Source organism: Pedobacter sp. Bi126 (assembly GCF_918698245.1).
In the GTDB taxonomy this organism is placed as follows: domain Bacteria; phylum Bacteroidota; class Bacteroidia; order Sphingobacteriales; family Sphingobacteriaceae; genus Pedobacter.
In genome coordinates this window covers 96572-117026 of record NZ_CAKKMS010000001.1, presented here as the reverse complement: position 1 = coordinate 117026, position 20455 = coordinate 96572, and the positions used below count along the sequence as shown (strand labels likewise).

The following is a 20455-nucleotide window of genomic DNA, read 5'->3' as shown; positions in this document are numbered from 1 at the left end:
ATGCATAAAGTATATAATAATTTAAAGGACAATGAAAAAAAATATAAGTTTCCTATTAGTGTTCGCGACCACATTTGGTGCAGTGGCACAGCACAAAAAAAGTGTTGGAGCAACCGGTAAATCCCTTCAGGGATATGTGCTTGGAAATAAAAAAGTTGTGGTTTACACCACAGCGAGCAAATCTGATTATCGCATCAGCAAAACTGAAACATTAAATTTTGCAGAAAATAGACAGCCCTTTGAAACGGAACCAACAATTTTCGTTGATCCCAACATCAGATATCAAACCTTGGTAGGCATCGGCGGAGCATTGACTGATGCCTCTGCAGAAACCTTTGCCAAACTTTCCAGTCAAAACCAACAAGAACTGCTTACTGCCTATTACGATAAAGATAAAGGTATAGGTTACACCTTGGCCCGTACAAATATTGCGAGCTGTGATTTCTCCAGCCGAAGCTATACTTATGTTCAGGATAATGATAAAGATTTAAAAACTTTTAGCATTGCTCACGATAAGGAGTTTAAAATTCCCTTAATTAAAATGGCAACTGCGGCTGCCGGGGGTAAATTATCATTATACGTGAGTCCTTGGTCACCACCTGCCTGGATGAAAGACAATAACAGTCTGATTCAAGGAGGGCATTTATTGCCCAAATATCGCCAAAGTTGGGCAAATCATTATGTAAAGTTTATTAAAGCTTACGAAGCGATGGGTATTCCAGTTTGGGGTCTCTCTGTTCAAAACGAGCCAATGGCTAAACAGCGATGGGAATCCTGTGTGTATACTGCAGAAGAGGAGCGCGATTTTATAAAAAACTTCTTAGGCCCTACACTCCATAAATCAGGTCTATCTTCTAAGAAACTGATTGCCTGGGATCATAACCGCGATCAAATTTTTCAAAGAGCAACTACCATTTTAAATGATAAAGATGCTGCGAAATACGTTTGGGGTATTGGTTTCCACTGGTATGAAACGTGGACCGGAAGTGACATGCAGTTTGGAAATGTAAGGCAGACACATGAAGCCTATCCGGATAAAGCGCTAATTTTTACCGAGGGATGTAAAGAAAAGTATGATGTAAAGAAGTTGGATGATTGGACTTTGGGCGAGCGCTATGGCTATTCAATGATCAATGACTTTAATGCCGGAACTGCAGCGTGGACGGACTGGAATATTCTTTTAGATGAAAACGGTGGCCCAAACCATGTAGGGAATTTTTGTTTTGCCCCGGTACATGCCGATACTAAGAAGGATAAATTAATCTATACCAATGCCTACTATTACATCGGGCATTTTTCAAAATTCATCCGTCCCGGAGCCAGAAGAATTGCCACAGCATCCAGTCGTGATCTTCTGCAAACGACCTCTTTTTTGAATACAGATGGAAAACTTGTTGTGGTTGTGATGAATCAATCAGATGAAAAAATCAAGTATAGCCTATGGATAAAAGGTCAGGCAGCTACAACCACCAGCTTGCCGCATTCCATAGCTACATTGATAGTTGAATAATAGGACTAATTGCTTTTTTCTACATCAGGAGTGGTGATATGTTTATGTTGTATTCATTGTTTTTTGATGTGACAGAAGTTAGCTTTGGCTAAAAAAGCTAAGCACTAATAAAAAAAATAGTATCGGGGAGAATAAAATGGAATAGGAATTTAAATTACTCAGCGATATTTATAATCCACTTTTTTAGTATGACTTTCCTTGATTTTCATTATTGTAGTTTATTAAAGCAGTCTATCCGTTATTGGCTATTTAAGGGAAGCCGATTAGGAGAAACGCCGTATTTCTTTTTGAAAATAAAGGAAAAATGGGAGAGGTCTTCAAAGCCGACTTCGAGGTAAATCTCGGTCGGTTTTTTCTTTTTCTCGGTCAGGTAGTAATGGGCCAGTTCCAGTCTTTTATCAGTCAGCCACTTCTGGGGCGTGGTATGGAATAGTTTTTTAAAATCCCTGTTGAAGGTGGACAGGCTACGGCCGGTCAGGTAGCCCAGTTTTTCCAGAGACATGTTGAACATGAAGTTGCGCTGCATGAAGTCGATCAGGTCAATCTTACCCGGAACATCAAAGTTGGCAAGGACACTATCTATACTGGGATCGATCAGCCGTAGGATGTTGATCGCCTCTTCAATTTTAAGGGTGGCCAGGCTTTCCGGGAACTCACTTTCCACATCAAAATAGGGGATCAGGGAAGCCAGACAGCTTTCCAGTAGCGGGTGGTTGCTGAAACGGTAAATTTTCTGCTGGGGCTGTGTTTTCTTGTTATGCTCGGTTTTTTCATAGAACTTTTTTAACCGCTCGGTAGATAAATGCATCACCACGGTTTTATGCGGCAGGCCGTTTTTCGGATAGTTGATGATTGTAGCCAGTTCGTTCCTTGGGATCAGAAAAATATCGCCTGTTTTAAAGCTGAAGGTGGATTCTGCCTGTATGATCTTAGTTTCTCCGGAAATGAACCATACCAGCATGTGGTCGTCAAACATCAGGTCGGATTTGAACAGCTTATCTTCGTAGCTGGAAAGCTTGATGTCCTTGGTCAGGTATTTGGATATATGTTCCATTGTGATAAAGTTATTGGTTTTTCATTACATTCCATGAGATGCAATGGCCGCCATCGATCAGATACGCTGAGCCAGTGATAACCACCTATGCTCCGTTTTCTTTCAGCTGTTCAACAGCAGCATAGCCGATGCCGCTGTTTCCGTCGGTAATCAGGGCGGTTTTTCCTTTTAAGTTTTTCATGGCCTAGTTCACGTTGAATTTAATTCCTGTCATTTCCTCGGTCAAGTCCCATAGCTTTTTAGCACTGCTTTCATCCAATGAATAGTCCATTGCGCCACTTTGGTGCAGTTTAGCATCAGTTTGAATGGAAGGATTTTCTGACAGCAGTTCGGCGATATCGGTATCTTCGCAGTAAACACCTCCTATGTTGTTGAGCTGTGGACTGGTGGCGGCCCAAATGGATGTTGCAGCACCCTGTTGAATGGTTTTCAGACTGGCCAATATTTCTGGGCGCATATCGCCGTTTTCATCAAAAAAGCCCATTTGTTTGAACAGTTCCATATCGGCATCCCTGGCTAGTTCTGTTCCAGCGATCGATCCGGGGTGTAAGGAGTAGGCCCTTACCTGATGCGCTTTTGCGCGGTTATCTAATTCGAGCGCGAAAAGGTTGCTGGCAGTTTTTGATTGTCCATATCCAAGGAGCGTTTGATATTCCCTGTGCTCGAAATTGGGATCATCGAAATTAAAGGATGCCATGTGGTGACCCAATGAAGAAACGTTAACTACGCGTGCGCCATGAGCATCTTTAAGTGCTGGCCATAATCTTGCGACCAGCTGAAACTGTCCAAAGTAATTGGTGGATAGCTGTGATTCGAAACCACGGCTGTCTCTTTGCAAAGGCACCCACATGATTCCTGCATTATTGATGAGTATGTGCAGTGGTCTGCCTGATGCCAGGAATTTTTCAGCAAACGCATCGATAGTGTCAGGTCTGGCAAGATCCATTATTTCGATTTCCACGTTAGGAATGCCTTGGAGGTTTTTCCTTGCTTTTTCGATGTCCCTTGCCGGTACGATCACGGTTGCACCCGCTGAGGCCAGTACTTTTGTGGTTTCCAGACCGATGCCGGCGTTGCCACCGGTCACGATGGCGATCTTTCCTTTAAGGTCAATGCCTTTGATGACTTCTGCTGCTGTTGAGGTAGCGCTAAAACCTGACCCCAGTGGGTGTTGTAACGCGCCTTGATAATTGTTTTTTTCCATCTTGTTTTTGATTAAATGTTATAGGACAAATGTAGGCGGTTACTCAAAGGTGGATTTTGTTTAGCGTGTCAATTTACTTTGTTTATAAGGTCAGTTTTTTTTGAGCGCGTCGGATTTATGATCGATAGGGGGATTAATGCTTATTGTCTGCTGATTTTTTCGATGATGATGAAGTTCATAAAATCAATATCTTCCTAGGGTTAGATGCCATGGGAATTCCTGTGACAGGAAGAAAAATTGAAGTCAATCCTGGTATCCTGTCAGGTTATTGGAGGGATATATCCGAGAAAAATTTTGTACAGCATAAATAGAAGCTGTATTTTTATCAGTACCAACAGCAAAAATGAGAATCGAAGAGTATATACCGACCGAATTACTGAGACCTTTCATCAAGGCATACAGAATTGTTGAAAGTGAAGTGGAAATGACAAATAGGATTTTGCCGGGAACCTCGCTTGTTGTTGCTTTTCGTTACAAGGGGCAGGTCAGTTACCTATCAGACGATAGAGAAGAACTTTTGCCTGCTTCAACTATTTCTGGTTTAAGAAAGTCGGTAAGACTCATCCACTATTTACAAGATTCCGCTACCATAGTTGTTCAGTTTAAAGAGACAGGAGCTAAAGCATTTTTTAACGAACCGCTCTATGAACTCTTTGAAGAAAGTATTTCTCTTGATGCTTTCATTAAGAGAGATACAATTGAAATTATTGAAGAACAATTAGGCGAAGCTCAAAACAATATTCAGAGGATTGCCATCATTGAGCAGTTTTTATTATCGCGATTAGATAGCCATAAACCTGACAGATTAATCTCAGCAGCCGTAGAAATAATTCATTCAACAAAAGGTGCAATCAGAATAAAAGAATTAGCAGACACGCTTTATATCAGTAATGACGCTTTTGAAAAGAGGTTTAGAAAAACAGTTGGCACATCGCCAAAACAATTCTCCTCTATTATAAGGATGGAGGCAATTGTGAGACAGAAACAACAAGCAGAAAGCCTGGCAGGCATAGCTTTTAACGCAGGATATTACGACCAACCTCATTTCAATAAAGACTTTAAGCTGTTTACCGGGCAAACACCATCAGTGTTCTATAAATCGCCTAACTTTTGGTAATTCAATGATTTTTTACAATGATTTGGCTTGAGTTGTTCTGAAATTTGAAGTATAAAAAATATAACCGATGACTTCAATACTCAGAATAACCTTCGCATTATGCACCGTAATGATGTGCAAGCAAAATAGCTTTTCCCAAGTTACTAACAGGTCACTAGAAAAATCAAATAAAATGGATAACATTAAACAAAAAGGGCTCATTTATTTCCTCTACGATACGGTATTTTTAAAAAAACGGTATGAGAAGTTATCAGAGATAATTTCGCCGGATTATATAAACCAGTTTGGAGCCAAGGGCGCCGCTGGCTTTCAAGAAACAATATCTGAGTTAACAAAAGCATTTCCAGACGCTCAATGGAAAGTAAAAGAGATAATTGCTGGTGGAAATAAAGTAGTCGTGAAACAAAAATTTAGTGGAACTCATAAAAATCAATTCCAGAATATTCCGCCAACCAATAAAACTGTTTCTGTTGATGGAATAGTAACCTATGAATTTAAAAATGGCAAAATAACTGGAAGTCAGACACAAACGGACCGCTTAGGCTTTTTACAACAGTTGGATGTCTTACCCATCAGCCTCACAAATTTATCCAATAAAAAAGAAAATCGTGATGAGGTATACTTCGTTGATAAGTTTTCAGTTCCCAAAGTATCAGTTGAAGAGTTTGTAGAGAGAATGAATTATAACAGGGTGTTTATAAAAACTTTGCCAGGCTTTATAAGTGATCAGGTTTTCGAACAAAAAGACAGTGAGGGTAATTTGGTCATTATAACAATTGCCGCTTGGGAAAATCAGGACAAACTGAATCAAGCGAAAACAACCGTACAAACAGAATATAAGCGAATAGCATTTAATCCTGTTGAATTTTACCAGCGATTAAATATAAAAATGGAAAGAGGACTATATTCAAAATTTAAAGAGTGAGAAATGTGCAAAGATAAATGCAATGTGCCTGACGATCGAAACCACTTTGATGGGATTGAACGGTGAAAAAAAATCTGGGAACATCATTTCAAAAAATGGCATTATCGATTGATTACTATTTACCCCTGTATTCTACGCTATTTGTAGGCTCAACTTTAACTAACTTTTGGTATAAAGGGGTATCTCGCAATTTTTTTAGAAATTGTTACAACTCAATTTCTCCATTCCTCAGCTAATTCGTTTAGGCTTTAAAAATTAAAGTAAGTTAATATAGTGTTTACATGGGGCGAGTAGCTTTGCCTGCATTCTAAGGGACCAAGAATATAAACTAAAACGGTTTAGGGCCGATTACTAATTTTTAATTAACATGAAAAAACCTTTACTGCTTAAGCGGAAGTTTTTGCTATGCGCGTCATTGGCAAGTCTATTATCCGGTGTAATCTCAGTACCTGCAAATGCGGCGATTTATTGGGGTAATGCAGTCCATTCCATAAAAAAGCAAGGCACAGGAACCATCAGCGGTAGGGTCGTTGATGAAAAGGGCGACCCACTCCCGGGTGCGAGTATCCTCATCAAGGAATTAAACAAAGTTGTGCAGAGCAAACCCGATGGTAGCTTTAGCATAAACGTTCCTGATGGAACTTACAATATCCAGGTAAGTTTCATATCCTATACTGCAGTAACCCTGAATAAAGTTGTGGTGAAAAGCAACGAAACAACCACGCTGAATGTAACCCTTAAAGGCGAGACTGGAAGTTTAAACGAGGTGCTTGTTGTGGGATATGGTACCCAAAAGAGGGAAAATGCAACTGGTGCTGTTGATCAGATTACGTCAAAGAGCATTGAGAACAGACCGATTACCAACCTTACACAAGGGCTTCAGGGACTTCTTCCTAATCTAAATCTGAAAATGATGGACGGTAAGCCCACACAATCACCAAACTATAATATCAGGGGTACAACTTCTATTGGTCAGGGGGGTAATGCACTCATCCTTATTGATGGTTTTGAAGGAGATCCGAGTTTGCTTAACCCTAACGACGTTGAAAGTGTCTCTATCTTAAAGGACGCTGCATCTGCGGCCATTTATGGTGCGAGGGGTGTTTTTGGGGTTGTGCTGATCACAACTAAAAAAGCGGAGAAAGGACGCACTAATGTTTCATATTCATCCAACTATGCTATAAAAAGTCCATTGCAGGTTCCCGATTATGTAACTGATGGTTACACCTGGGCAAAAATGTTTGCCGAAGCTTTTGTAAATGGTGATGGTGCTTTTCCTCAAAATGCGAACAAAACTCAGAAATTCTCGCAGGCATATCTTGACGAATTTAAGAAAAGAGCAGAATCTGGTCAGCCTTACAATCAGATCGAGGTTAACCCAACTACCGGAGAATACATTTATTATGGTAGCACCGATTATTATGCCGAGCTGTATAAAAGAAATACTGCTGCTTTTGAAAATAATTTGTCGGTAAGTGGCGGTAGTGATAAAGCTTCGTTTCTGGTTTCAGGCCGTTTCTTAAATCAAGGTGGGTTGTTTAGATACAATAGCGATGATTACGACATGAAAAATATCCGGGCAAGAGGTTCGGTTCAGGTTTTTCCATGGCTGAGTATCGAAAACAATGCCGATTACTCTGTAATGAATTACCACAATCCAATTAATGTGGGTGAAGGTGGTGGTATATGGCGAAACATTGCCGATGAAGGAAAACCAACAATGCCTTTATTTAATCATGATGGATCATTAACGTTTGCTTCTGCGTATACCGTAGGTGATTTTATTTACGGGAAGAACGGGATTGATACCCGACGCCAGGTTTTTAGGAATATTACAGGCTTAAGGAGTAATTTCTTAAATAATAAATTGAGGATAAATGCTGATTTTACTTTTCGTAATACCAACAACGATATCGAACAAAAAAGGGTACAGGTGCCTTATAGCAATGTACGCGGGGTAACTGCCTACGTGGGTACAACCACGAATGATCTGTTGTTCGATAAGCGCGAAACCAATTACCTTGCCACCAATATTTATGCGGAGTTCGAAAACCATTTTGGGGCTGATCATTATTTAAAAGTAATGGCAGGTTACAACTATGAGCAATCTACTTATAACCGTGTTGCCATTCAGCGTAATGGGATTATTTTTGAAGACGCCACAGACCTTAACCTTGCTTTGGGCCAATCAATTAATACAGGTGGAGGTTACGAACAGTGGGCAATTTTGGGTGGATTTTCCAGATTAAATTACGCTTTTAAAGATCGTTATCTGGTAGAGGTGAATGCACGTTATGATGGGTCTTCGAAATTCCCTTCCGATCAGCGTTATGGGTTTTTTCCGTCAGTTTCGGCAGGATGGAGGATCAATAAAGAGCCTTTTTGGAAAGTATCCGATAAGTTTATTTCTGATTTAAAATTAAGGGCTTCTTACGGCTCTCTTGGAAATGGTAATATTGCTTCATACGCATTCCAAGAGATCTTCAATATCAGCCAATCAGGTGTTATCCTGAATGGTGTTAAACCACAAACAACCAAGATTCCGGCAGTATTGCCAGATGGCTTAACCTGGGAAACCTCTACAACGACCAACTTGGGTTTAGATCTGACCATGCTTTCAGGACGTTTGACTTTCACAGGAGATGCTTATATCCGTAAAACTACTGACATGTTTACTTTTGGCCTTACCCCACCTGCAGTATTTGGTGCCGATGTGCCCAAAGGCAACTACGCAGACTTAACAACCCGAGGCTGGGAAGTTTCAATTGGTTGGAATGATCGGATCGGAAGATCAGACAAACCCTTTAGGTATAATGTGAGGCTAACCCTTTCTGATAATAAGACCAAGATCGATAAATACAATAATCCAGATAAGTTATTGAGCGATTACTATGAGGGGCAGACTTTGGGGGAAATTTGGGGTTATGAAACCGAAGGTTTCTTTATTGATGATGCCGATATAGCAGCTCACGCCAAACAGGATCCGCAGATGAGGGCATCTCCAAGCGGTAAATGGTTCGCTGGCGATATCAAACTTAAAGACCTGAATGGAGATGGTTTCATCAATGTAGGCGAGAACAAGGTAGGTAAATCTGGAGATAGAAAAATCATTGGAAACTCAGCACCGCGATATCTTTATGGCATTAATCTGGGTGCAGATTGGCATAATATCTCATTTTCTGTCTTCTTCCAGGGGGTAGGCAAACAGCAATGGTATCCAAGCACAGAAACAGAAATGTTCTGGGGGCAGTATAACAGACCATACAATAATATACCAACTTTTCATTTGGGCAACATGTGGACACCACAGCATACTGATGCCTATTTCCCAAGAACGATGTCGAGGGCTGCATCGAGCAATACCAACCGTACACTGGGCGTGGCGCAAACGAAGTACCTCCAGAATGTGGCTTACTTAAGGATGAAAAATCTTCAGGTTGGGTATAATCTGCCAAGCAAATGGATAAATAAGATCGGTGCACGTAGTGTGAAGGTGTTTTTCTCAGGTGAAAACCTATTTACCTATTCACCGATGTACAAAATTGTAAAACATACCATCGATGTTGAAAATGCGGTGCCTTCAGATCAGGACTTGAATCCGAACAGTACAAATGGTGATGGTTATAACTACCCTTTAATGAAGTCTTATTCTTTTGGATTAAACATTGGTTTTTAGGCTATTGATTAAAAATAATAGAAATGATGAAAAAACAATATATCTGGATTCTTTTAGCCTGCCTGGGTTTGGCGGCCTGCAAAAAATTAGATCAGCAACCAGAATCTACAGCCACTAAAAAAGCGGTTTTCGGTACAGAGAACGGACTTAAATTATATACTAATTCCTTTTATGGTATGGATTTTCTTCCCAAAAACTCTACCAGCCAGGATGCCATGTCCGATTATCTTGCGGTTAAATCTGTGCCTGATTTTATCCGGCAGGGTGGTTTTGCCGCCAATAATAGCTCTGGCTGGACCTGGAGAGATTTAAGGAACATTAATTATTTTATAGAAAACTGTAACGATCCTGCTGTATCGCCAACAGTTCGCAACAACTATCTAGGCATAGCACGTTATTTCCGTGCTTATTTTTATATGGAAAAGGTAAAGCGTTTTGGCGATGTACCCTGGATTAACAAGCCTTTAGATATTGATGACCCGGCATTAAATGCAGGCAGAAATAAAAGAGAACTGGTGATGGACTCTGTACTGGCTGATATCAATTTTGCCTGTGCCAACATTCTGGCTACCAATGATCCCAGTCGCACCACAATTACCAAATGGGTCGCCTATGCTTACAAATCGCGGATCTGTCTTTTTGAGGGCACGTATAGGAAATATCATACGGAGCTAAGTTTGGGTGCAACGGCAAACAAATGGCTGGAAGATGCTGCCTCAGCTGCAGATGAGATTATCAAAAAGGGTGGTTATTCACTCAATACAGCAGGAGGTGCAGGGGCATCTTATCGTCAGGTATTTACCAGCAATACGCCCTTGATAAATGAAGTGCTCCAAGCTGCTGTTGCAGATGTTAACCTTGGTGTATTAAATGAGGCCAATTGGTGGTGGACTAGTGGTACATATGGTGCAAAAGCAAGTTTTACCCGAACCTTTATTAATACCTTCCTAAAACTGGATGGCACGCCATATACCAATGATCCGGCCTACAGTACTATGCTTTTTAAGGATGAGGTGAAAAATCGTGATTTAAGATTGAAACAGACCATCCGCTCAGGCGATTATAAAAGAATAAGTAGTGGACAACAGGTACCCGCGCCACCGGTTTTCTCTTATACCTTTACCGGTTATCAGCCGATCAAATACACACTTGATGATACTTACTTTGATGCAGGTGCACTAAATACCAATGCAATTCCATTGTTTCGTTATGCAGAAGTGCTGCTAAATTATGCGGAGGCAAAAGCCGAGTTAGGCACGCTAACAGATGCGGAATGGGCTTTAACTATTGGTGCACTACGATCGAGAGCGGGAATTACCGGAGGTTTAAATATCAAGCCAACCTTTGCCGATCCATATTTAATTGCCAATTATTTTCCTGGAATTACTGATGCTACTTTGTTGGAAATCAGGAGAGAAAGGGGTATTGAGCTTAGTTTAGAAGGACTGCGTTATGCTGATTTACTGAGGTGGAAAAGAGGCCCCTTGATGGAACAGGAATGGAACGGTTTCTACGTGCCAGCTTTAAATACCCCTATGGATTTAAATGAAGATGGCATTCTGGATGTTGCATTTTATCAGGGTACGCGCCCAACACCTGGAGTGGCTGGCGTAACTTATGTTGATGTTTCTGCAACTATTGGTAGCGCTGCCAATTCGCAATTGTTAAAGAACGGCAGTAATGGCGAACTCACCTGGATGAAAGAAATCTCACGGAAATGGAATGAGCGAAATTATTATTATCCAATTCCTTTAAGCGATCTTCAACGAAACCCTAACCTGAAACAAAACCCAGGTTGGGAATAATTACTGATTTACAGATAAATAAAGATGAAAATAAAATTATTATTACCTGCAACCTTGTTATCCTTTACAACATTGATGGTGAAGGCGCAGCAAATTACCATTGGTACCTTTAATATCCGTTATGATAATCCTTCCGATTCAGGCAACCTATGGGTAAACAGGGCACCTATTGTTTCCAACCTTATCCGCTTTCATAAGTTCGATGTACTTGGAATTCAGGAAGGTTTAAAGAACCAGTTGGATGATATCTCTAATGCACTTCCAGAATATGCACGATATGGCAAAGGAAGAGATGATGGCAAGGATGGCGGGGAGCATTCTGCTATTTTTTACCGTAAAGACCGTTTTAAACTACTTAAAAGTGGCGACTTCTGGTTATCTGAAACTCCTGATCAACCGGGGAAAGGATGGGACGCCACGTGTTGCAATAGAATTTGCTCGTGGGTGTTCCTCGAAGATGTGAAAACCAAAAAGAAGTTTTACACCTTTAATGTGCATTACGATCACCAAGGGGTTATTGCCCGCAAAGAGAGCAGTAAACTGATATTAAAAAAGATTGCTGAAATTGCCGGCACTACACCAACATTGTTAACTGGCGATTTAAATGGGGGAAGAGACAGCGAATGGTATCAAAGCATCGCAACTTCAGGTGTTTTATCAGATACACATTCAAAAGTTAAGTTTCCGTATGCCAATAACTCATCTTCAAATGGCTTCCGTACGCCACGTGGGCAAACTGTAATTGATCATATTTTTATGAGTAAACAATTTACAGCAACCAGGTGGGGTATTTTGACTGATACCTATTTTGGTAAATTCCCTTCAGATCATTTTCCGGTATTGGCCGAGATTGAGCTGAAATAGTAAACTTATTTGCGGCTGCGCTGCGGCCTAATAATGTAAAAAGGATCTCTTGGATAATTGTTCAAGAGATCCTTCTTTTATGTCTTAAAATTCTCACGATAATTTAACCGCTTTCCTTTATCTTTGCCGCGAATTTAATATTCCCAATCGTGATTAATGTAAATAACATCTCCGTTTCATTTGGCGGAACCACCCTTTTTAGCGATGTAACCTTTTCGATAAACGAGAACGATAAAATCGCCTTAATGGGTAAAAATGGTGCGGGCAAGTCGACCATTTTAAAAATCATTGCAGATGTAGCTAAACCTACTTCTGGTAGCGTAACAGGCCCGAAAGAAGCTGTGATTGCGTATTTGCCACAACATTTGCTCACTCATGACAATGTTACTGTTTTTGAGGAGACTATGAAAGCTTTTGCCGAGGTAAACCAGATGCAAAAAGAACTTGATGAGCTGAATGAACAACTTACTATCCGTACCGATTACGAAAGTGACGACTATATGAAGCTTATTGAGCGGGTATCGGAGCTAAGTGAGCAATTTTATTCGATTGAAGAAACCAATTACGATGCAGAAGTAGAGAAAGTGTTAAAAGGTTTGGGTTTCGAGCGTAAAGACTTTACCCGCCAAACTTCTGAATTTTCTGGCGGATGGCGCATGCGTATCGAATTGGCCAAAATTTTATTAAAGAAACCTGATCTTATTTTACTGGATGAGCCTACCAATCACATGGATATCGAAAGTATTCAATGGCTGGAAGATTTTCTGATCAATTCGGCAAAGGCGGTGATGGTAATCTCCCACGATCGTACCTTTGTAGATAATATTACCAACCGTACTATTGAGGTAACCATGGGCAGGATATACGATTATAAAGCCAAATACACCCATTACCTCCAACTGCGTGCCGAGCGCCGTGTACACCAATTGAAAGCCTACGAAGAACAACAACGTTTTATTGCCGACAACCAGGAATTTATCGATCGCTTTAGGGGAACCTATTCTAAAACCTTACAGGTACAATCGCGTGTAAAAATGCTGGAGAAACTAGAAGTAATCGAGATCGATGAAGTGGATACTTCGGCATTACGATTAAAGTTTCCTCCATCACCACGTTCAGGTCAGTACCCGGTAATGGTCGAAGAGTTGACTAAAACTTACGGCGATCATGTTGTTTTTGAAAAAGCATCTATGGTGATCGAACGAGGAGAAAAAGTGGCTTTTGTTGGTAAAAACGGCGAAGGTAAATCGACTATGATTAAAGCCATTATGGGTGAGATTGATTTTGAAGGTGGTTTAAAAGTAGGGCACAATGCTAAGATTGGCTATTTTGCGCAAAATCAGGCTGCATTGCTGGATGAAAACCTAACGGTATTCGAAACCATTGATCAAATTCCATTAAGCGACGGCTCAATAAAAATCAAAGACCTTTTAGGCGCCTTTATGTTCAGTGGCGATGATACCACAAAAAAGGTTAAGGTACTTTCTGGTGGTGAGAAAACCCGTTTGGCCATGATTAAATTGTTGTTAGAACCCGTAAATGTATTGATCCTGGATGAGCCTACCAACCATTTGGATATGAAAACCAAAGATATTATTAAAGACGCGTTGAAAGATTTTGATGGTACTTTGATTTTGGTATCGCATGACCGTGATTTCTTAGATGGATTAGTTCAGAAAGTATTTGAATTTGGCAATAAACGTGTTCGTGAACACTTTGAAGATATTAAAGGATTCTTAGCTTATAAGAAAATGAATAGCCTGAAGGAAATAGAGCAAAGTTAAACGTATTTCCAATACTAAATTTTTAAAAGCAGTTCTAAAAAAGAGCTGCTTTTTTGTTTTAACAGATTTTGGATTTTAAAGCAATGTAGCTTTGATGATTTTATTTTACTTAAATTCTTACCTTTAATTCTACCTACTATGATGAATAAATGAAAAACATTGTTGTTTTAATTGGCTTACTACTTACTTTCGGATTGGCCAAAGCCCAATCTAATCGTGAAGATCTCGAAATGAACTGGCCTAAAGGTGAAGAACGGGAGCTTGACGAAAAACTATCCTCAACCCAGACCGATTTCTCTCGTCGTCGTCAAAAATGGAACCTGAAGGGCGGTGCTAAAGAAAAATGGCAAGAAATGGTAACGATACTTAGTGAAGATATCACCAAAAATACCATAAGCTTCGATAGTATTAATGCCTTCTTTGATCCATCAAAAACAAAAGGCGCCATTATTAAGTTCTTGAAAGAAAAGAAGGATGGCCCATTTCCTTATAAACTGATCAGTATTGAAAGCGAGAATATTAAATCCAAGCAAATACCTACTTCTACTCTTGTTTATATTATAGATGGTAAAACTTGCAGGCATACTGTCTTCGTTTCGATGATAACCTCAAGGTTTCCGGCAGATTTCCTTAAACAATGGTCAGAGGTGTTGTTAAACAGCAAGGTTATTCCGTCTAAGGCAGGAAACTTTGAGTATACGGATGATGCAGTTTTTGACGTCAAGGAGATAAATGGAAGCAAGACATTTTTAGTTAAGGCCAATTTTAGATCAGTTCAGGAACAACACCTGCTTAAGGGACAGTCTGTTAAAGTTGTTTTAGATGATCTTCCAGAAACCAGCCTTTCTGGTAAAATATTAGAGATTGGCGGATTGAAAAACAACTCGGCCCTGATCTCTCCCAATACCGCGACTGGGAAATTTGTAAAAATGATTGAGCGATTTCCTGTTGTGATTAGTGTAGAAATCCCCTCGGCAACTGAAGATAAGTTTAAAACTGGGATGAGCTGTACAGTTAAAGTGGCTACAGCGCCGTAAAAGTGAAATCTAAAATTGAAATAGATGCGCCTATGGAAAACAGGTTTGAGGAAATGTTGAGCGAATATAACCTGAATAAAGAAAACAGTATTTTACCTCTTTTGGATGATTTTAGAGATGAGGATGAGGTTCGCGCATATTGTATGAGGGTTTTACAAACCTATCCTGACCTGAAAAAAGAAGACTGGATGATTGGGATTGAAGGAGGAGATTACATTTACAGTTTTGAGGGCAATTTTATTTTTATCACGGATGATATCTGGAGTTTTAATTTAATTGCAACGCAGCCCGTATTGGAATTGCTGGCAGGGAAAATGCGAATGCTGAAGCAATCAGAGCTTTGAAAAAGGTAGCATAAGCTAAGGGAAAAAGGTTGTCTTAAAAACTTTTCCCTTTTTAAGCAAATCAATAATTTCTTCATTCGTATTATCTATTAAAATACCTGAACACTTTATTCAGAAATAAGACTACTGTTTAATACTAATTGAAGCTTTTAGTGGGATTTCTAAATTTTTTATGGCACCAATTGGAGCAACCTTAATTGATCTGTTTCCTTTGGATAGGTAGAAATAATAAATACTATTTGTGGCGATCAAATAAATGTCTTCAGATTCGCCGTTCGAATAATTCAGCTTGCGGTCGTATTCGAGTTCGTTATTGCGGATGTGTTTTGATAAGTTTTTCCCTTGTCCAAGTCCAATCCCCAAAAACAGTGATAGTAGTCCGATAGCAAAAATAATAGTGAAAAGTTTTGAAAAATGGTTTTCTACTTCCTCTTCACTAAGTGTTTCAGGGTTTTTTAGGCCAGAAAGACGTTGAGCCCACTTTTTATTCCTACGCCTTACCAGGTAGGTTGGATAGGCATAGGATAATAGAATAAAGCCTGTTGTAACAACCAACACTACCGGATGAGATGTTAGTGTTGCCACCGGACTGATCAATACATCCATAATTGTGGTGTACTTTAAAATGTTTATACCAATCTGATGGTAAAAAATGCTTTCTTTTAGTATTCCCATCACCACAAGGAACAGGTAACCATATGGCAATAGTTTTTGCAAGTTTTCAGAGAGTTTCATTTGCTAATGATGTTATTTAGTCTAGAGGTAGGCTTTGTTTTGAATGCAAAATAGAAAAAATAACTGTCTCTATTGGTTGTTTGTATAATAAGCAAAATTATTGGCCAGAATAATTTAATTTAAAGCTCCAAGCTCCTGTCATTTATTGAACTGAGGACGGAACAAGGGCAACAATTTCTTCTGTTGTGGTTTCTACCTGGCTAACATCTGTTTGGGTGGCAGCAAAACGATCGATAGTTAAATTTGGTGCTTTGCCCATAACCAGCGTGTGGCGATTGGTATTGCCTTTGAGTTTTAATGTACTATTGTCGAGAATTTGAGTATATAGGCCCTCACTACTGGTATCGATATCGGCAAAGGCATTTCCCTTAAGAATGATCTGGAGAAATTTAGTATTGAGCTTTGTTTCTGTTTTTGCTATAGCATTTTCATCAGCCTCAATGCGATAGATGTCGTTTACATAAATAACAAGTTTACACTTCTCTTTATCGAGGCTGGTAATGCGTAGTACCTCGCCCTGCTGGGTAACTTTCACATTTCCGGTGTTATCATCTGCAAAAGATATTCCAATCGCGGGCCGCTGTACCAACATCACTTCTACATTTCCCTTTATCACAATCTTTCTAAAGTTTTGAATGTTGTAAAGCATCGTCGTGTTTTTTTCTGTAGCCTTTAAGTTGTTCGGAAGGGCAGCCGTTAAGGTAATTACTGCTAATGCAATAACGATTAGCGTTTTAATTGAAGTTTTCATCGTATTTTTTATTTAAATGTTAAAATTTATTAAGCTTATGGGTGGTGCACTATTTAAAATCAGCTTGCACCAACATTATTCAGTTTCGTGGTTAACCAAGCAGGTGCCAAAAAGCAAATGTCATCTTAATCGCTTTGTAAGGGCTATTTTTGCTTATTACCCGTTTAAGCATGTTCATTTCCGAACAGTAGTTGTGCGGCAGCGAACAGTTTATGCGTATTAGCAGGTAATTGCTATTTCAATTGTTTATTAGGGCACATGTAAGATTATATTCATTATTTTAGTAAAAGTTAAAGTATATTGAATCAGTCGTTTTGAATAGAAATCACGATGTCAGTAAAAATTAATCGGCAAACACAGCAAAAACTTCAGCAGTTATTGGTCATTATTCTGGCTTGGGTAATGGCTGGGATGGTAATTGCCATTTTTGAAGACCTTGTGCTGCATACCCGAAATTCTTTAGGGCCTGCACCAGGCTATACCTTAATTTCTTCAATTGTACTAAATGCAGTTATTGGCTTGTTTGGTGCACTTTTAGGAGGAAGTTTACTCGTGTTTTTTGTAAATGTAAAATATAACGATAAGCCTTATGGTTATACCCTCTTAATTGTTGCCGGATCGTTTTTAGGCGTTATTTTGATTGTAAACGAGATACTGAGCCTCTATGAATTGGGCGATTCTAAAAGATTTTTAAAAAACGGATTGGTGTGGGCCTTTGTGGTTTCCATAACGCAGTTGCTGCTGCAAATAAACAGTAAGTTTGGGCAAGGTATTTTCTGGGATATTATCAGTGGAAAATACAATACACCTAAAGAAGAATCAAGGATCTTTATGTTTCTCGACTTAAATTCATCAACCTCAATCGCCGAAAGCCTCGGAGATAAAAAATACCACGAATTATTAAAAGATATCTTTATCGATATTACCAATCCTATTTTAGAAAATAGGGGAGAAATATACCAATATGTGGGTGATGAAGTGGTAATTGCCTGGCGGTATGATGAAGGGTTAAGAAACAATAAATGCATCAATTGTTTTTTTGATATCAAAGCGCATCTGTTACTTCTGAGGGATAAGTACATTGGAAAGTATGGTTTAATACCTGCTTTTAAAGCAGGTATTCATTGCGGAAAGATTATAGCAGGCGAAGTGGGGATTATAAAACGCGATATTACCTATTCTGGAGATGTACTGAATACCACTTCAAGAATTCAGAATATGTGCAAGGAGTTTAACCAGGAGATGCTGGTTTCGATAGCGCTAATTGAAGAACTACAGTTAACAGATCATTATACCACGCAAATGTTAGGTGCAATTAAGCTCCGCGGAAAGGAAAAAGAAATGCAGCTTGTAGCTGTACAGCCTGTTTAATACACCCAAAGCATAAAAAATATGCGCAAAACATATTATATTTTATGAGCCTATAAATTATTAGTATGTCAGTCTGAGCGGAGTCGAAGACCCGTTTTTGATATATTAAAAGCAATCGACTCCACTACCATTGACGTTATTTTGCAAATAATTATTAATCAACATTTTAACAAATTTCGCATTTCCATCCAGCTAGGCCATAGTACGGTATCCCCGTTCTACTTAAATCCGGCCTAACAAATTTTTCGGGCCGCACTATCCAAGCCAACGTACACGCTTCGAAAGAAAAATTTTCAGCCGGCATTTTTTGTTTTTTCATGAGCTTTTATGTTTTCAAGGGCATTCAAGCTAGCTACGCTGGTCTTTTGATGCCAAAAAGAAAGAGCCCTTCGGCGGCGGTGAGCCGAGGCAAGACTGCGCCGTAGACCAAGAGAAAACAATTGTACGTCACTCATATTGATTTTAAACAATTAATTATCCCTACCATTGACAGATCTTTTAAGAAGGGTCGTCATTGCGAGGCACGAAGCAATCTTAAAGCGCTCGCTACTAGCGATAGTTGTAAGATTGCTTCGTCGGCTGAAAAAGCCTTCTCGCAATGACGATAATCTGAGGAGATTTAATTTTTTAAATTCTTCTGTCATTAATATTGATTTTTATACAATAAATTACCCCTCAGTGTGACAAAAATATTAGATAAGTAAAAATAATTGCGTCAAATTTAAACAGGCTCTATATATACTGTAATAATTTCTTTACTAAAAAAGCAGGACAGAGCAGGTTGCTTCTTTTTTTTAATTGTGATAGATTGGCTTGATTAACCATTTATAAACCCTATATGTTTTGTCCCATTGGGAGCAATGATATAGTTTAAGCCATGTAATATGTTTACCAATCCGATTAAAACTTCGGGATTTAAAATATTATTTCTTTGTTCTGCGATATGCGCTGGCATACCAGCTTCTGCTCAATATGTAGAACATAAAGGGAATGATGTTACTTCGCCGCTACATCTGTTAAAACCGGCCTATGTTACACCTTATGGTGAAACAAAAATGGCAGATATTAAAGTATCGCTGGATCGCGTTTTTAACTACCTGGATAAAACGACTCCTTTCGAACTGATAGATAAGGCTTCGGGAAAAGTGGTTTCGGATTTAAAAAAAGCAGATTCCACTTCGATATTTAAACCGGGAGACTATCGTTTAACAAGTTACGAATGGGGTGTTACCTATACGGGGATGTTGGAGGTTGCTACTGCAACAGGAGATCAAAAATTTAAAGATTATACCATCAAGCGGGTTAATTTTTTGGCAAATGTTGTTTCTGCTTATCAAAAACATTTAAAAACAAATAAAGGGGTAGTAACGCCCGTTCGTTCGGTAATAGATCCACATGCACTGGATGATGCAGGTTCTATTGCTGCTGCAATGATTAAGGCGCAACGAACAGGAGAGGTGAAAGCCGATCTCCGCCCGGTTATCGATCATTATTTAAATTACATCATGACCAAAGAGTTCCGTTTGAAAGATGGTACATTGGCCAGGAACAGGCCGCAACCCAATACGTTATGGCTTGATGATCTCTACATGAGCCTGCCTGCAATTGCGCAGATGGGCGTATTAACTGGCGATACGAAATATTTTGACGAAGCGGTGAAACAATACAGATTGTTTGCCGAACGGATGTTTAATCCAGAAAAAGGATTGTATATGCATGGCTGGGTTCAGGATATGGATCCCCATCCGCAGTTTCATTGGGCGAGAGCCAACGGTTGGGCACTTATGACCAAAATAGAACTGCTGGATGCCTTGCCTGTAAACCATCCAGGTAGACCCTATATTTTGCAAATGTTAAAAGCACATGTAAAAGGTTTGGCAGCTTTGCAGGATGGGACAGGTTTTTGGCATCAGCTTTTAGATCGTAACGATTCTTATTTGGAAACTTCTGCTACCGCTATTTATAGTTATTGCATTGCCCGTGCAGTAAACAAAGGCTGGCTTGACGCCAAAGCTTATGGCCCTATGGCGCTGTTGGCCTGGAATGCCGTGAGCACTAAAATAAATGCAAACGGTCAGGTAGAAGGTACCTGTGTAGGTACGGGCATGGGCTTCGATCCTGCGTTTTACTATTATAGGCCTGTAAATGTTTTTGCGGCACATAGCTATGGCCCGGTGCTTTTAGCAGGAGCAGAAACTTATCGTTTGTTACAAGCGCACCCTTTCGTAATAAACGATAGTTCGGTACAGATGTACAAATAGTCAGCACCGCATTTAAC

At 39.6% G+C, this 20455-nt stretch carries 15 protein-coding genes; 11 read left to right on the top strand and 4 right to left on the bottom strand.

Annotated elements, in window-relative coordinates:
- Positions 1-31: 31 nt before the first annotated feature.
- The gene (locus LQ201_RS00380) at positions 32-1510 is read left to right on the top strand and encodes a glycoside hydrolase family 30 beta sandwich domain-containing protein (RefSeq protein WP_230144222.1); all 1479 of its coding nucleotides are present in this window, start codon (positions 32-34) and stop codon (positions 1508-1510) included.
- A 238-nt stretch (positions 1511-1748) separates the two neighbouring features.
- On the opposite strand, the gene LQ201_RS00375 is transcribed toward LQ201_RS00380, so the two are convergent.
- Positions 1749-2564, bottom strand: a complete 816-nt coding sequence (locus tag LQ201_RS00375; RefSeq protein WP_230144223.1) for an AraC family transcriptional regulator — start codon at positions 2562-2564, stop codon at positions 1749-1751.
- Positions 2565-2748: 184 nt separating this feature from the next.
- Positions 2749-3768, bottom strand: coding sequence for an SDR family NAD(P)-dependent oxidoreductase (locus tag LQ201_RS00370; protein WP_230144224.1), 1020 nt, complete (start codon positions 3766-3768; stop codon positions 2749-2751).
- Positions 3769-4111: 343 nt separating this feature from the next.
- Between LQ201_RS00370 and LQ201_RS00365 the strand changes: the two genes are divergently transcribed.
- The 8 genes from LQ201_RS00365 to LQ201_RS00330 all read left to right on the top strand — a co-directional run bounded on the left by LQ201_RS00365 (position 4112) and on the right by LQ201_RS00330 (position 15320).
- Positions 4112-4885 carry a helix-turn-helix transcriptional regulator gene (locus LQ201_RS00365; protein WP_230144226.1) on the top strand — a complete coding sequence of 258 codons (774 nt, stop codon included), beginning with the start codon at positions 4112-4114 and terminating at the stop codon, positions 4883-4885.
- Positions 4886-5057: 172 nt separating this feature from the next.
- Entirely contained in the window at positions 5058-5810 is a 753-nt protein-coding gene (locus LQ201_RS00360; protein WP_230144227.1) for an ester cyclase, read from the top strand.
- Positions 5811-6177: 367 nt separating this feature from the next.
- Complete coding sequence (locus LQ201_RS00355; RefSeq protein ID WP_230144228.1) at positions 6178-9486, top strand: TonB-dependent receptor; 3309 nt, start codon at positions 6178-6180, stop codon at positions 9484-9486.
- A 23-nt stretch (positions 9487-9509) separates the two neighbouring features.
- Positions 9510-11291, top strand: a complete 1782-nt coding sequence (locus LQ201_RS00350) for a RagB/SusD family nutrient uptake outer membrane protein (RefSeq protein WP_230144229.1) — start codon at positions 9510-9512, stop codon at positions 11289-11291.
- A gap of 24 nt (positions 11292-11315) precedes the next feature.
- On the top strand, positions 11316-12155 hold the full coding sequence (locus tag LQ201_RS00345) for an endonuclease/exonuclease/phosphatase family protein (RefSeq protein ID WP_230144230.1): 840 nt from the start codon (positions 11316-11318) through the stop codon (positions 12153-12155).
- 149 nt (positions 12156-12304) lie between these two features.
- Positions 12305-13939 carry an ABC-F family ATP-binding cassette domain-containing protein gene (locus LQ201_RS00340; protein ID WP_230144231.1) on the top strand — a complete coding sequence of 545 codons (1635 nt, stop codon included), beginning with the start codon at positions 12305-12307 and terminating at the stop codon, positions 13937-13939.
- A gap of 149 nt (positions 13940-14088) precedes the next feature.
- Positions 14089-14976 (top strand): hypothetical protein, encoded by an 888-nt coding sequence (locus LQ201_RS00335; RefSeq protein WP_230144232.1) that lies wholly within the window; start codon positions 14089-14091, stop codon positions 14974-14976.
- A 2-nt stretch (positions 14977-14978) separates the two neighbouring features.
- A complete protein-coding gene (locus tag LQ201_RS00330) occupies positions 14979-15320 on the top strand; it encodes a hypothetical protein (protein WP_230144233.1) in 342 nt (113 codons plus the stop codon).
- A gap of 123 nt (positions 15321-15443) precedes the next feature.
- Here LQ201_RS00330 and LQ201_RS00325 read toward each other — a convergent pair whose 3' ends face one another.
- Both LQ201_RS00325 and LQ201_RS00320 read right to left on the bottom strand, forming a co-directional pair.
- On the bottom strand, positions 15444-16055 hold the full coding sequence (locus LQ201_RS00325) for a hypothetical protein (RefSeq protein ID WP_230144234.1): 612 nt from the start codon (positions 16053-16055) through the stop codon (positions 15444-15446).
- Positions 16056-16197: 142 nt separating this feature from the next.
- On the bottom strand, positions 16198-16806 hold the full coding sequence (locus LQ201_RS00320) for a GIN domain-containing protein (protein ID WP_230144235.1): 609 nt from the start codon (positions 16804-16806) through the stop codon (positions 16198-16200).
- A 330-nt stretch (positions 16807-17136) separates the two neighbouring features.
- Here LQ201_RS00320 and LQ201_RS00315 point away from each other — a divergent pair, with 330 nt between their 5' ends.
- Both LQ201_RS00315 and LQ201_RS00310 read left to right on the top strand, forming a co-directional pair.
- Positions 17137-18177, top strand: a complete 1041-nt coding sequence (locus tag LQ201_RS00315; RefSeq protein ID WP_230144236.1) for an adenylate/guanylate cyclase domain-containing protein — start codon at positions 17137-17139, stop codon at positions 18175-18177.
- Between the two features lie 884 nt (positions 18178-19061).
- A complete protein-coding gene (locus LQ201_RS00310; protein ID WP_230144237.1) occupies positions 19062-20438 on the top strand; it encodes a glycoside hydrolase family 105 protein in 1377 nt (458 codons plus the stop codon).
- Positions 20439-20455 lie beyond the last annotated feature (17 nt).